At 63.2% G+C, this 13,515-nt stretch carries 13 protein-coding genes; 7 read left to right on the forward strand and 6 right to left on the reverse strand.

The genetic code is table 11. The annotated features are described in order from the left end of the window. Positions 1–40 precede the first annotated feature (40 nt). The 5 genes from AC2A1F_RS07280 (at position 41) to AC2A1F_RS07300 (ending at position 3,485) form a co-directional block, all read left to right on the forward strand. Positions 41–505: a nuclear transport factor 2 family protein gene (locus AC2A1F_RS07280; RefSeq protein ID WP_484208070.1), complete on the forward strand. Its 465-nt coding sequence runs from the start codon at positions 41–43 to the stop codon at positions 503–505. A gap of 115 nt (positions 506–620) precedes the next feature. Then, positions 621–1,400, forward strand: a complete 780-nt coding sequence (locus AC2A1F_RS07285; protein WP_484208071.1) for an SDR family NAD(P)-dependent oxidoreductase — start codon at positions 621–623, stop codon at positions 1,398–1,400. Between the two features lie 39 nt (positions 1,401–1,439). Beyond that, on the forward strand, positions 1,440–2,018 hold the full coding sequence (locus AC2A1F_RS07290) for a carboxymuconolactone decarboxylase family protein (RefSeq protein ID WP_484208072.1): 579 nt from the start codon (positions 1,440–1,442) through the stop codon (positions 2,016–2,018). Beyond that, complete coding sequence (locus tag AC2A1F_RS07295; RefSeq protein ID WP_484208073.1) at positions 2,015–2,791, forward strand: SDR family NAD(P)-dependent oxidoreductase; 777 nt, start codon at positions 2,015–2,017, stop codon at positions 2,789–2,791. Before AC2A1F_RS07290 ends, AC2A1F_RS07295 begins: the two co-directional genes overlap by 4 nt. Positions 2,792–2,807: 16 nt before the next feature. Further along, positions 2,808–3,485, forward strand: a complete 678-nt coding sequence (locus tag AC2A1F_RS07300; RefSeq protein ID WP_484208074.1) for an SDR family NAD(P)-dependent oxidoreductase — start codon at positions 2,808–2,810, stop codon at positions 3,483–3,485. A 41-nt stretch (positions 3,486–3,526) separates the two neighbouring features. On the opposite strand, the gene AC2A1F_RS07305 is transcribed toward AC2A1F_RS07300, so the two are convergent. After that, on the reverse strand, positions 3,527–4,012 hold the full coding sequence (locus tag AC2A1F_RS07305; protein WP_484208075.1) for a nuclear transport factor 2 family protein: 486 nt from the start codon (positions 4,010–4,012) through the stop codon (positions 3,527–3,529). 115 nt (positions 4,013–4,127) lie between these two features. On the opposite strand from AC2A1F_RS07305, the gene AC2A1F_RS07310 reads away from it, so the two are divergent. Further along, entirely contained in the window at positions 4,128–5,297 is a 1,170-nt protein-coding gene (locus AC2A1F_RS07310; RefSeq protein ID WP_484208076.1) for an LLM class flavin-dependent oxidoreductase, read from the forward strand. 31 nt (positions 5,298–5,328) lie between these two features. Further along, entirely contained in the window at positions 5,329–6,501 is a 1,173-nt protein-coding gene (locus AC2A1F_RS07315; protein WP_484208077.1) for a helix-turn-helix transcriptional regulator, read from the forward strand. A 126-nt stretch (positions 6,502–6,627) separates the two neighbouring features. Here AC2A1F_RS07315 and AC2A1F_RS07320 read toward each other — a convergent pair whose 3' ends face one another. The 5 genes from AC2A1F_RS07320 to AC2A1F_RS07340 all read right to left on the reverse strand — a co-directional run bounded on the left by AC2A1F_RS07320 (position 6,628) and on the right by AC2A1F_RS07340 (position 13,244). Continuing rightward, a complete protein-coding gene (locus AC2A1F_RS07320) occupies positions 6,628–7,512 on the reverse strand; it encodes an alpha/beta fold hydrolase (RefSeq protein ID WP_484208078.1) in 885 nt (294 codons plus the stop codon). A gap of 491 nt (positions 7,513–8,003) precedes the next feature. After that, positions 8,004–9,509, reverse strand: a complete 1,506-nt coding sequence (locus AC2A1F_RS07325; protein WP_484208079.1) for an amidase — start codon at positions 9,507–9,509, stop codon at positions 8,004–8,006. Beyond that, positions 9,506–10,597 carry a Rieske 2Fe-2S domain-containing protein gene (locus tag AC2A1F_RS07330; protein WP_484208080.1) on the reverse strand — a complete coding sequence of 364 codons (1,092 nt, stop codon included), beginning with the start codon at positions 10,595–10,597 and terminating at the stop codon, positions 9,506–9,508. The genes AC2A1F_RS07325 and AC2A1F_RS07330 overlap by 4 nt, the downstream gene beginning before the upstream one ends. Positions 10,598–10,690: 93 nt before the next feature. Next, positions 10,691–11,557, reverse strand: coding sequence for an amidohydrolase family protein (locus AC2A1F_RS07335; protein WP_484208081.1), 867 nt, complete (start codon positions 11,555–11,557; stop codon positions 10,691–10,693). A gap of 4 nt (positions 11,558–11,561) precedes the next feature. After that, positions 11,562–13,244: a class I adenylate-forming enzyme family protein gene (locus tag AC2A1F_RS07340; protein ID WP_484208082.1), complete on the reverse strand. Its 1,683-nt coding sequence runs from the start codon at positions 13,242–13,244 to the stop codon at positions 11,562–11,564. Between the last annotated feature and the right edge of the window lie 271 nt (positions 13,245–13,515).

Raw genomic sequence — 13,515 nt, forward strand, 5'->3', positions numbered from 1 at the left:
ACCGGCGCGACAACAGCGTCGGCCTTCTGGGGAGAGGCCTATGCTAAGCCTTCAGGAAATATCCGACCGTCTGGAGATTCAGGATCTCTTCGCGCGCTATAGTTTCGCCATCGATGAGCGAGACTGGAACGCGCTGGACGCCATCTTCACACCCGATGCGCAGATCGATTATACCGAAACCGGCGGGGCCAAGGGCGCATACCCGGAAATCAAGGCATGGCTGCCCGGCGCGCTCGAACGCTTCCCGATGTTCCAGCACATGGTCGCCACGACCAAGCTGGACATTGCAGGGGACGAGGCGCGCAGCCGCACGATCCTGTTCAATCCGATGACCCACCGCGCCGATGACGGCGCAGAACAGGTGTTCTTCATTGGCCTGTGGTATCGCGACCGCCTCGTCCGCACCGCCGAAGGCTGGCGCATCGCTGATCGCTACGAAGAAGCAGGCTGGACACACAACGTGCCCGACATGGCACCGGCTCCTGAAATCGAAGTCACCGGCTAGCCTCGAAGCGCCCTCCCGCAAGCGGGAGGGCCGCGAGACTTGCTGAACGAAGTGAAGTTAGTCGCAGCGGGGTGGGCAAGCCATCCCCCGACGCAAAACAAGAACGGGAGAACACATGGGCAAGCTGACTGGCAAAGTCGCAATCATCACCGGCGGCGCGCGGGGCATGGGCGCGGCCACATCGCGCCTGTTCGTGGCCGAGGGCGCAAAGGTCGCTATCGCGGATGTGCTTGAGGAAGACGGCGCAGCGCTTGCTGCCGAACTCGGCGATGCGGCTCGCTTCTACAAGCTGGACGTCACCAATGAGGACGATTGGGCGCGCGTTGTTGCGGCGGCAGAAGCTGATCTTGGCCCGGTCGATGCACTGGTCAACAATGCCGGCATCCTGATGTTCAAAAGCATTCTGGAAACCACCAAGGCCGATTATGAGCGCGTGCTGGGCGTCAACCTCGTCGGCGAATTCCTGGGCATCAAGGCAGTTGCACCCGGCATGATCGCGCGCGGCAAAGGCTCCATCGTCAACATCTCGTCGGTCGATGGGATGAAGGGCGCCAACAGCCTGGTCGCCTATGCCTCGTCCAAATGGGGCGTGCGCGGTTTGACCAAGGTTGCCGCGATGGAACTGGGCCACAAGGGCATCCGCGTCAATTCGGTCCACCCAGGCGGCGTCGATACCGTGATGTCCAATCATTCCGCCGCCCCGCGTGCAGAAATCGACAAGCAGTATTCGAACGTGCCGATGCAGCGCATCGGCGGGCCGGAAGAAGTGGCAGCCGCCTCGGCCTTCCTTGCCAGCGATGAATCTTCCTATTGCCATGGCACCGAAATCGTCGTCGATGGCGGGATGACCGTGGGCACATACTACATGGGTTTCCCCGGATCGCCGGGTATGTAATCCTGCCAAAACAACAACAACCGGAGAGGAGCGACCAAAATGGCGCGCATTACCATTCCTGAAGACCAGCAGGGCAATCCGTTCGGCTTTGCGGCCAGCAATTATGCGGTGCCGATCGTGTCGGCGAGCAGCGCCTTTGCCGCCGCCGTCTATCGCGAAAGCGCGCTATCGCTGCGCGAATTCGAAGGCGCGCGGATGCGCACCGCGCAGATCAACGGCTGCATGGTGTGCAAGGATTTCCGCGCCGAACGCGATGCCCCGGTGCTTTACAGCGTGGCAGGCGATCCTAACCAGAACCTTGTCACCACCAACGGTCCCGCGCCCGACGAAGCCTATTACGGCGCAATCGAGAACTGGCGCGATGCCACGCTGTTCACGGACCGCGAACGCCTCGCCATCGAATTTGCCGAACGCTTTGGCACCGAACCGCAAGCGTTGGCAGTTGACGAGGATTTCTGGGCGCGGATGAACACCGCTTTCACCGATGCCGAAATCGTCGATCTGGCGCACTGTACCGCCGCATGGGTCGGCCTTGGCCGCGTGGCGCATGTGCTGGGTTTTGATACGGTGTGTCTTGCGGGCCTTGCCGGGAATGACCCACAAAAGGCCGCTGCATGAACTCTTACGTTGGAATGCTGGGCGCACCGAACACTGGCGTGGTCATCACCGGCGGAGCATCGGGCATCGGCCTTGCCGCCGCCCATGCGCTGGCGGCGGTGGGCCGCCCGGTGGCGTTGTGGGATATCAACGCCGAGGGCGCAATGGCCGCCGCGGCTGATATTTCAGCCACTTATGGCGTCAGCGCTGTGGGCCTTGCGGTGGACTTGCGCAATCCGCAAGGTGTTGCTCCGGCGGCGGTGCAGACCCGCGCGGTGCTGGGTTCTGTCGGAGGAATCGTCCACGGTGCGGGCACGGCGGTGCAGACCGGGATCGGCGGGGTGACTCCTGAAAACTTCGATGCCGGAATGGCGCTGCATGTGCGCGCGCTGATCGAATTGACGCAGGCTTTCATGGAGGACCTGAAGGCCAATCCGGGCAGCGCCATCGTGGGCATCGCCTCGATAAATGCGTGGTTTGGCAATGGCATGATCCCGATCTACACAGCCGCCAAGGGGGCGGTCATCTCGCTCGTCCGGTCGATGGCCGATGAACTGGCGCAGCACGGCGTGCGCATCAATGCGCTCAGCCCCGGCATGATCGACACGCCGATCCTGGGCGAAATGCGCGATGGGATGGAGCAGCTTTACGGCCCGCGCATTTTCCTGGGCCGCTTTGGCCGCCCGGAAGAAATCGCCACCGTGATCCGCTTCCTGCTGTCCGATGAAGCCAGCTATGTTACGGGTACGGAAATTGTCGTCGATGGCGGCATCCGCCATTCGCAGCGGCCCTGATAAAGGTTTTGATTCAATGCGTTCAGTAATCGTTACCGGTGGCTTTGGCGTACTGGGCCGGGCCGTGGCCGAGGCGTTCCGCACCAGCGGGGACCGCGTGGCCCGCATCGATTTCGCTCCGTCCGCGCCCGATGAAAACCCCGGCGGGCTTGATCTGGGCGGCGTGGACCTGACCGATGCGGCGCAGGCTGATGCTGCCGTGGCGTGCGTGAAGGCGGAACTGGGCGGGATCGATGTGCTGGTCAACGTCGCAGGCGGGTTCGTGTGGGAAACGCTCCAGGATGGCGGCCCCGCCACTTGGGCCAAGATGTTTGCGCTGAATGCAACCACTTGCGTGACGATGACCAAGGCCGCGCTGCCCACTTTGCGCGCCACGCCGGGTGCCGCCATCGTCAACATCGGCGCAGGATCGGCGCTTAATGCAGGGGCGGGGATGGGGGCCTATGCCGCGTCGAAGCAGGCGGTCCACAAGCTGACCGAGAGCCTCGCCGCCGAGCTGGCGGGCACCGATTGCACCATCAACGCGGTGCTGCCGAGCATCATCGATACCCCGGTGAACCGTGCCGACATGCCGGACGCAGACTTTTCCCAATGGGTGCAGCCAGCCTCGCTCGCCAAGGTCATTCAGTTCCTCGCAAGTCCCTCTGGCAGAACGATTTCCGGGGCGCTGATTCCGGTTTCACGGGGCGGATAATGGCCAATTCCTGAAGTGCACCTAGATGCACCTAGAAGCACCTAAGCCGCGCTGACCGGTACCGATAGCAGCGCCCGTGCCGCTTCAGCGCCATCAAGCAGCGCATTGGCGCGGTGCTGCACGCGCCACTGTCCATCATCCGCATCGCGCCGCAAAGTCCAACGGTTTGCACTCACGCGAAACACGCTGAACGTGCCCTCGTGGTGGCGCAGCACCACCGAATGTCCAACAGCGGTGGCGCGGTACCCCTCCAGCGTGACGGAGACGGGACCAAGCACATGCGCGCAGCCATCGGCCATCAGTTCGCGGTGGTAGGGCGCATCGATCAGCGCCGCGATTTCCGCCCGTCCGCGCGCAGTGGCAAAGCCGGTGACTTCGTAGGTACCATCCTCCTCCCACAGCGCCGCCAGCGCCCGCGCATCGCCGCGATCTGCGAGTGGGCCGTAGCGGGCGATGACCTCGCGCACCGCCTCGCGGTCTTCCAGCGCTTGCAGCCGCGCGGCCAGTGTTTCCAGATCATGCGGCACGGCGGCGGCTCCTGATTTAGCCCGTTCGGGTTATGCACGAAGGTGCGGTTCACGATAGCCTCTCTGCAGCATCAAGCAAACGCCCGGAAACAGGGCGAAACGCCGGAGAGAGTCGATGAAATTCTCGATCATTTATGAAGCGCAAATGGTGGATACCAGCCGCGAAAATGAGCGCGCGGTGTTTCTGCAGATCGTTGAGCAGGCCAAGTATGCGGAAAAGATGGGCTTCGACTGCATCTGGTGCGTCGAACATACCGCGCTGAGCCAGTATGCGCACATGTCTGCGCCCGAAACGGTGCTGGCGTTCATTGCTGGGGCGACCAGCCGCATCCACATCGGCCATGGCGTGGTGTGCCTGCCGCCCGCGATGAACCATCCGGTGAAAGTGGCCGAACGTATTGCGACGCTGGATATCCTGAGCCAGGGCCGCCTGCATTTTGGCGTGGGGAAGGGTGGCACGCAGCAGGAAGCGGGCACATTCGGCTATGATCTGAACGAGTTGCAGCCGATGATCGATGAATCGATGTACCTGATCCCCAAGATCATGGTGCAGGACGAGATCGAGCATGACGGCACCTATATCAAGATCCCCAAACGCCCGATCCATCCCAAGCCCTGGCAGGACCCGCATCCGCCGATGTACATGGCCTGCACGCGCGAAAACACGCTGATCGCGGCGGGCAGCCGGGGCATCGGCGCGCTGGTGCTGGGCTTTTCCGGGCCGGACGAGATTGCCAAGAAGAATGCGATCTACCGCGAGGCTTTCCGCACGCGCAAGGCCGAGGACCAGGTGGGTTTCCGCCCGACCGAGCATCTGGCCGCGCTGTGTGCTGCTACCGTGCTGGAAGACCGCGATGAAGCGCGGCGTATCGGCCTTCGCGGCCAGCGCTTCTTTGCCGAATCCATCGCCTATTGGTATCAGGGCGGGCCGAAGCCGACGGTGGACGACAATCTGACCGCCGAGGATCACGCCAAGGTGCTGGAGCAGGGCAAGGAGGCGACCATCGCCTACCTTTCCGAAGAGGCGATCCCGGTGGGGGATGAGCATCTTTCGAACTATACCGTTGCGCAGGATGCCTATGGCACGCCCGATGATTGCATCCGGTATGTTCACCGGCTGAAGGATGCGGGCGCGGACGAGATCCTGTTCATCTTCCAGATGGGCGGCATTCCGCACGATGTGATCATGGAAACCATCCGCAACATCGGCGAGAAGGTTATCCCGCATTTCCGCGCGCTTGAGGCGCAGGAAGCCGCCGATGTGGCATTGGAGGCAGCGGAATAAATCCACTTGGTCAAAGCGCTTCGTAGTAAATATGGTCGCGCCCGCCTATGCTGCACACATGGGCGGCGCGATTGATCCTGAATTTTCAGACCTGCTGGCCAGGCTTTATGCCGGGGTGGGCGAGGATCAGCCGTGGCGGCGCTTTCTGGAAGCGCTGGCGCGGTGGATGGAAGCCAGCTTCGCCACGCTGATCATCACCGCGCCGGGCAAACGCCAGCCCGCCACGTTTCTGACGCCCGGCAGCAGCCCCGAATTCGACGCTGCCTATACCGAAACGCTGTTTGCCGCAGACCCGTTTCAGGGCCTGCCCGATGGCGCGGTGACATCTTATGCCGAGTTCATGGCCGAGCTGCCCGACAACGCCTTTGCCGAATACCGGCAGGCGATGGCGCAGAGCGGGTTTGATCAGGTGCTGGGCGTGGATTTGCATTTCGGTGCCGGAATGCTTGGTGGTTTGCGCGCAGTTGAGGGCCGCTGGGAAGCGCGGTTCCGCGTGAGCCGCCACAATTCGCTGCCCGATTTCACGCGCGAAGAACGCGCGCGGCTGCAGGTGCTGGCCCCGCATCTGCGCATCGCGGTGGCATTGTTCGAAAAGCTGCAGTTTGCAGGCGCGGAACACGGCATGTTCCACGCAACCGCGCAAGGGCTGGGGCTCGCGCTGGTGGTGCTCGATCGCAACCGCCGGATCGTGAGCAGCAATGCGCTGGCCGAAACGCTGCTGGGCGAGGCCGAAGGGTTGCGGCGGCGCGGGGAGGAACTGGCGTTCAGCGATGCGGCGCACCAGAAGCTGCTGGGCGATCTGCTGGGGAAGGATCTGGCCCCCGGCGGCGGCCTCACCCGCTTCCGCGTGGAGCGGCCGGGCAAGGGCGATGTGGTGGTCACCGCCCGCCCGCTGGAACTGAGCGCGATTCACGCCGGCGCCGGAGCGCTAGCCCTGTTCCTCGCCCGCCCCGGCCCCGAAGCCCACACCGACCCGCAATCCCTGCGCGACCTGCTGGGCCTGACGATGGCCGAAGCGCGGCTGGCCGCGGTGCTGGGCGAGGGGCTGTCGTTGGTGGAAGCCGCGCAGCGGCTCGGCATCGCGCACAATACGGCCAAAGTGCAACTGCGCGCGGTGTTCGCAAAGACTGGGGTGCGGCGGCAGGCGCAACTGGTGGCGTTGATGGGGTCGCTGGGGTTGGGGTTTGCTGGGGGTGGGATTTGAATCGGCAGGTTGCGTCTGCTTTTCTGGGATTTTGTAAAATAGCTGCCGTTCTGGACACGACCCCATGGAGGTCGTTCCCTGCCAAGCGTTCTGACCCTTGAAGCTGCCGCTAAATCAGTTCCTTGGCTAAGGAATTGCTGCAAGTTCGTTGACCGCAAACGCGCTTAGCGCCGCGTCGACCGTTTCGCGGTGCTCTATAAGCCCGTGCCCGCTGCCCTCAACAGTGATGAGTTTGCCTCCGAAGAAGGCGCGGTAACGCTCGGCACTGCTGCTTAGGATGAAATCGCAGGTTCCGCGAATAATCAACGTCGGCGGGCGCACGGCGCTTTCAGCCGGAAGTTTGGCGCGCTTCAAATCGCGAGAAATGGCACGTTGCGCATAAAGATTGCCGCCGCCAGGCAGAGGCGGTGGACGGACCGACGCACCCTTGCAGACAACGCCGTTCAGCAATTCATCGCCGACAATCTGATCGAACAGTTTACCGGCCTCCGCTTGGGAAAGCTGCGTTTCGGCCTTTGCGGGAGACCGGTCGATGCGATTGATCGCGTCGGTTATCGCAGGGCTGTATTCGACCTTGTCACGCGCGGTGACGCTATAGTTGCGCTTGCCATCAAGGCCCGGGAACATGCCGGGAGCCGTCAAGATCAGCGCGGCAACGCGGTCCGGATACTGCTGCGCATACAACGTGGCCAGGGCGGCTCCGTAAGAATTGCCCCAGAGTATCATGCGCTCGTGGCCCAGCGCGGCGCGCAAGGCTTCCAAATCAGCGACCGCACGCGCAAGCGAGTATTCCGCAACCGGCAACCGATCGGAGCGACCACCCCCGGCCTGGTCGAAATAAATGGTCGAAAAGCCCAGATCACGCAGAATGCTGCCTTCCTCTAGCCGCCGGTCCTCGGTGTAGAGCCCTGGTCCTCCGTGAAGAAAAATGACCGGAGTCTGATGTTTGGTACCCGAGGTCGCAGGGAGGGCCCACGAGGCGATACGCGAACCTGTTGGCAGACTGGTCATGACGGGTGGGGGAGAGGCGATGGCGGCGAATGGCATTGCCACGGCGGCCAAGAAAACCAGTAACACCCGAACCGCCTGTCGCATACGCGTTTCCCTTATTGTCCGAAGTGTATTGCATCAACAATACAGCATGGCAATGGCTCTTGGCATAGTCAGCTTCATCGCCGACTTACATCGCAAGCGGACATTCAACTATCCACCCATTTGCAGCCGTCCAATCCTCTCAACCTCACACCCAGAACTTGCCGTCACCCCGGGCTTGACCCGGGGTCCCGCTTTTCTTCTGGCGCGGCTTTGGCGGCGGTAGCTGGACCCCGGGTCAAGCCCGGGGTGACGGTGACGGGGGGAGGCGTGGCGGGGGAAAAGCCAAGCCCCGTGTCGAGCACGGGGCGACGGGACTTTTGGGGTTTGCGTTCGGACGCCCCCACTCCCAACCCTCTCCTCTGAGCCGAAGGCCACCGAAGGTAATGGGAGAGGGCTTTCAGGGTTGTTTAGACCTTCGCCCGCCGCCCTATCCACGGTGCGGCGCGTTCGATCTGGCCCGCGAGGCGGAACAGCAGGCTTTCCTCGCCGAAGCGCCCGGTGGCCATGATGCCGATCGGCAGGCCGTCTTTGGACATCGCCAAGGGCAGCGACATGCTGGGTTGGCCGGTGCCGTTGTAGATGCCGCAGAACGCGGTGAAGGTGCCGACTTCGCGGCCCCAGTCCATCATGGTGCGGCCGGTGTCCAATCCGATGCGGCCAAGGGGCAGGGGTGGGGCGGAGAGGGTGGGGGAGAGGATTACGTCGTAGCGCGCCATGAACTGCGCGATGGTGATGGCGGCGGTCTGGTAGGCGTTGTTGCCGCGGGCGTAGTCCATCGCGCTGTAGCTTTTGCCCATGGCGATGAAGTCCATCGTCGTGCGCTCTACCACATCGGGGCCGAGTTCCACGCCCAGTGCCTTGGCGCGGTCGATGCAGTCGGCGGCGACCGAGGAGGCCATCAGGGCGAAGCTGCTGGCGCTGATGGCGGCCATGTCGATCTTGGGCGCGGCTTCTTCCACGTGGTGGCCGAGGCTTTCGAGCAGTTTTGCCGCAGCGCGGGTGGCTTCGATGACTTCGGGATCGACCGGTGCGCCGGAGAAGGGGCTTAGCATCAGGGCGACGCGCAACTTGCCGGGATCTCGGCCGACTTCCTGCAAGTAGGGGCGTTCGGGCGTGGGTGCGCCGTAGCGGGAGCCGGGTTCGGTGCCGTGCGTGGCATCGAGGATCGCGGCAGAATCGCGCACTGTGCGGCTGACCGCGTGGTGGACCGACATGCCGCCCCAGCCTTCGGTCCTGAGCGGCCCCATCGGCACGCGCCCGCGTGAGGGTTTGAGGCCGAACAGTCCGCAGGCAGACGCCGGAATGCGGATCGAGCCGCCGCCATCGGTGGCGTGGGCGGCCGGGATCACGCCTGCGGCGACGGCTGCGGCTGCTCCGCCCGAGGAGCCACCGGCCACGCGGGTTGGGTCCCACGGGTTGCGGGTGGCGCCGGTGGCGACGCTTTCGGTGGTGCCGGTCAGGCCGAATTCGGGGGTGGTGGTTTTGCCGAAGATCACGAAGCCTGCCGCCTCGATCCGGCGGACGAGTTCGGAGGTGACGGTGGCGCGGTTGCCTTTGTAGAGGCGGCTTCCGTTTTCGGTGATCTCGCCCGCGATATAGGTGTTGAGGTCTTTCAGCAGCCACGGCACGCCGGTGAAGGGGCCTTTGGGCAGGCCGCCCGCGATGGCTTTGCGCGCATAGTCATAGTGCTTTTGCGCCATGAAATTGAAGCGCGGATTGAGTGCTTCGGTGCGGGCGATGGCGGCATCGAGCAGTTCGGTGGGCGAGACTTTGCCTTTGCGCACCAGATTGGCAAGGCCGAGGCTGTCGTGAGTATCGAGCACTTCATCCATCGCGTTTGCGCTTCCCGGCAGGCCGGCGGTTGCGGCAAGCGCGATACCGCCGGCGAGGGCTTCTCTTCTGGTGGGGTTCATGACGCCACGTAATACCGGGCGTAGTATTTGCGGAACTGCGCGATGGGGCCATCGCCTTCGCAGATCAGGGCGTTGGGCTGATACTTCTGGCGGTCCCAGATGATCTTGTCCTGATCGAACTGTTTGCAGATATCGCGGATGATCGCGCGGGCGACGCCAGCGCGTTCGCCTTCGGCCTGCGCCTTGGGCTGGGTGAAGCAGAAGCGGACTTGCACGTGGTCAAGCTCGACGGGCGTGATGCAGGCGACGAGCAGGGTTTCGGAAATGCCGGTGAAGCGGGTCCAGCTTTGGCCCGGCCCCATCGTGTCATAGCTGATCTCGCCATCGACCTCGCCCCAGGGCGTGCCCATCTTGGCCTTGACGGTGGCACCGCGCCCCCAATCGCCCCAGCGCAATTCGCCCAGCGGCACGTTGGCAGTGCCGTGGATGTATTTGAAATGCGCCACGTCCACGCCGTTTTCGGCCATGTTCTGGATGGAGCCATAGACGTTCCATTCGAACACGTCGTAATCGGTCCATTCGGGGTCGGTCGCTTCGGGAAGGTGGACCACATCGAACAGCGGGGCGGCGTCTTCGGGGTGATACCAGATCCAGATGAAGCGGTTCGCCTCGGTCACGTGCCAAGTGCGCGTGCACTTGCGCTTTACCTGCGGGGGGATCGATTTGGAGTAGGGGATGTCCTTGACGATCCCTTCCTCGCCATCATAGCGCCAGGCGTGGAACGGGCATTCGAGCAGGTTGCCATGGACTTTGCCGCCGTGGCCCATGTGTGCGCCCAAGTGCTTGCAATAAGCATCGATGATGCGGACTTGCCCGTCCTCGCCGCGCCACATGGCAAGGTCTTGCGAGAAGTAGCGCAAGGGGCGCACTTCGCCCACCGCGAGCTTGGCCGACAGGTCCACCGGGTACCAGCCAAAGGGGAAGCCGATGTCGAGATTACGCTCGGCAATAGAGGCACGGCCTTCGACCGGCGCAGTGCGCCAGTCGGTGAGGTCCTTCCCCTTGAGCTTTTCGAGGATCTGCCAGACCGCGACAGGCGCGGTGCGGGCGTCGGTTGCCGCAGGGGTTTTGGGGTCTGCTTCAGCCATGATCTTACTCCTGAATTGCCACGGCGCGGGTTGTCTGCGCCATCTGGCCGTTTTTGCAGGGGGAGCAGACTTCCCGGCTCCCGTGGGGATGACTTAAAGGCCGAACACCTTCACCGCGTTTTCGCGCAGGAACTTGGGCCACACTTCGTCCTTGAACGGCACGTGCTGCATGTCCGCCATGATCCGGTCGAGGCTGAGGCCCATCGGGAAGTATCCGGCGTAGATCACCTTGTCGGCGCCGCGGGTGTTGGCGTAATCGATGATCGCCTTGGGATAGTGCTTGGGCGCAAAGGCGCTGGTCGAATAGTAGAGGTTCGGCCATTTGAGCATGAGCTTGACGGCCAAGGCCTCCCACGGTTCGGCCCCGTGGCGCATCACGACCTTGAGTTCGGGGAAGAACCAGCAGACCTCGTCGAGGTGCTCCACCTTCTGCGTTTCCATCGGGATGCGCGGGCCGGGGATGCCGACGTTGAGCAGGATCGGCAGGCCCATTTCCTCGCACGCGGCGTAGAGCGGGAACATGTATTTGTGGTTGATCGCCACTTGCGGCAGCGTGCCCGAGGGGAACACGCTGACGGCGGACAAGCCCACTTCGGCGTGGATGCGCTTGATCCGGCGGATGCCTTCGACGCCCATGTTGGGATCGGTCGGCAGGTCGAAGAAAAAGCGGTCGCCGTAAAGCTCCTTGGCACGGCGCGAGGTGTCGTTGTCGTTCCAGCCCACCAGCGCGCGCTGGACGTTGTGCTTGTCCATCTGGGCAACGGTCCACGCCAGATAATCGTCCTGTTCGCCGGAGACCGGAATGTCCTTGAACATGTACTGCGCGGGCATGGCAAACTGGCTGAGCGTCTGCTTGTCCTTGATTAGCGGGCGGAACGAGGCGTACCAATCGCCCCGGTCCTCCGCCTCGGGAATGCCCAGCATGCAGTCGATGATGCCGATATCGGTGGGCATGGGCATGGTTCTATTCTCCTGAAAGCGTCGGCCACAATTTGCGCAGGGCGATCTTGTCGACCTTGCCCAGCGCGTTGCGCGGCAGTGTGGCGGGGGCAAAGACGACGCGAGTGGGCGCCTTGTAGCGGGCAAGGCGGGTGGCGACCCATTCGATCACGCCGGCCTCGTCAATATCGGGAGCGATGACGACGGCGACCAGGCGTTCGCCCAGCCGTTCATCAGGCAGGCCGAAGGCGGCGCATTCGGTGAGGCCTGGGATCTGGCCCAGCACGCGCTCCACTTCGGCGCAGTAGATGTTCTCTCCGCCGGAAATCACCATGTCTTTCTTGCGGTCGATGATGAAGATATAGCCGTCATCATCGACCATGCCGACATCGCCGGTGCGCAGCCAGCCATCGGGAGTGAGCACGGCGGCGGTTTCTTCCGCACGGTTCCAGTAGCCGGACATGACTTGCGCGCCGCGCACCACGATCTCGCCGGTTTCATGCGGGGGGAGGATTGTTCCGTCAGGGCCTTCGATGCGCACTTCGACCATTGGCAACACACGCCCGGCAGCGGCGGGGCGGGCCATGAAATCGGGGCCAACCGCCTGCGCGATCGCGCCTGCGCATTCGGTCATGCCATAGCCGGTGCCGATCTGCGCATGGGGGCACAGGGCGTGGACTTCTTCGACCAGATTGACCGGCAGGGCCTGTCCGCCACTGCCGATGTTGCGCAAGGATACGAGGCTAGCGCCCTCGACGCGGGCGCGGTGGAGGATATCCCACAGCATGGTGGGAACGGCGCTGAACATGCTGATCTGTTCGGCTGCAATCAGGCGCGCGGCCTCTTCGGCGTCCCAGCGGCGCATGATCACCACTTTGCCGCCGCCGAGGAAGGGCGAAAGGAAGCCTGCGCCAAGGCCGGATACATGAAACAGCGGATAGACCAGCAGCGAGGCCTGCTGCGGCAATTGCGCAATCAACGCTTCGGGAGCGATGCCCATTTGCGCGGCCATATTGCCCAATACGACCATGCCCGACATCTGCGTGGACATCAGCCCGGTGATGACATTGCGGTGCGAAAGCACTGCGCCCTTGACCCGGCCCGTAGTGCCCGAAGTGAACAGAATGGCGCAGGGGTCTGTCGCCTGAGCCGTGCCGGAAGTGACGGGCGCATCTGCGGTTCGGCGCGCCAATTCATTAGCGTCAAACGGCTTGGTCAGATCGAGCACGCGGCCGGTAAATCCGGCATCGCGGATGACCACGGCGCGTTCGCCATCTGCCAGCACAACGGCGGGATCGACATCTTCAAGCATAGCCAGCAATTCCTGGCCGGAGCCACGACTGTTGACCAGCACAGCAACGCCGCCCGCCTTCATCACGGCAAGGAAACCCACCAACCATTCGGCGCGGTTGCGCATGGCAATGGCCACCCGGTCTCCGCGCGCGATGTGCAGGATGGGCACGAGTTGATCGCGCCATGTGAAGAGTTGATCGTAGTTCAGGCGGCGTTCGGTTCCGGCGCTGTCAAAATCGACCACGCAGGTGCGATCCCCAAAGCGGCGCGCGGATTCGACCAGCAGGTTCAGATCAGGCGGCGCGGCGACGAACTGGCGCAGGCCATCCACCATGCCGATTTCAAACGGAGAGCCGGGGCCGGTGACGCGGGCCAGAACCGGATCATGTGAAGCGGCTTCAGGCGCATTGCTCATGCTGAGCTCCGTTCGCAGCCGATGGGGCGCGACCTGATCATGCGATAAATCCCTCTCACCGAATCGATGCACAGCACCATTTCAATGAGAGATAATGGATCATATGCGAATTACAAGACCATAAAAAATGCGCAAAACGTCATTCTGGGGTGACTTTGGTGGGAACCACGCAGATCCCGCGATGCCCCATGGCGAAGATCGCGTATCATGGTGGAAGAGTGTGATTTCTATTTGAAGTGCGAACTGCCGGTGAGAGTGTAGCGTTTTGCCG

This window comes from Novosphingobium sp. HNCC26BN242 (assembly GCF_057180525.1).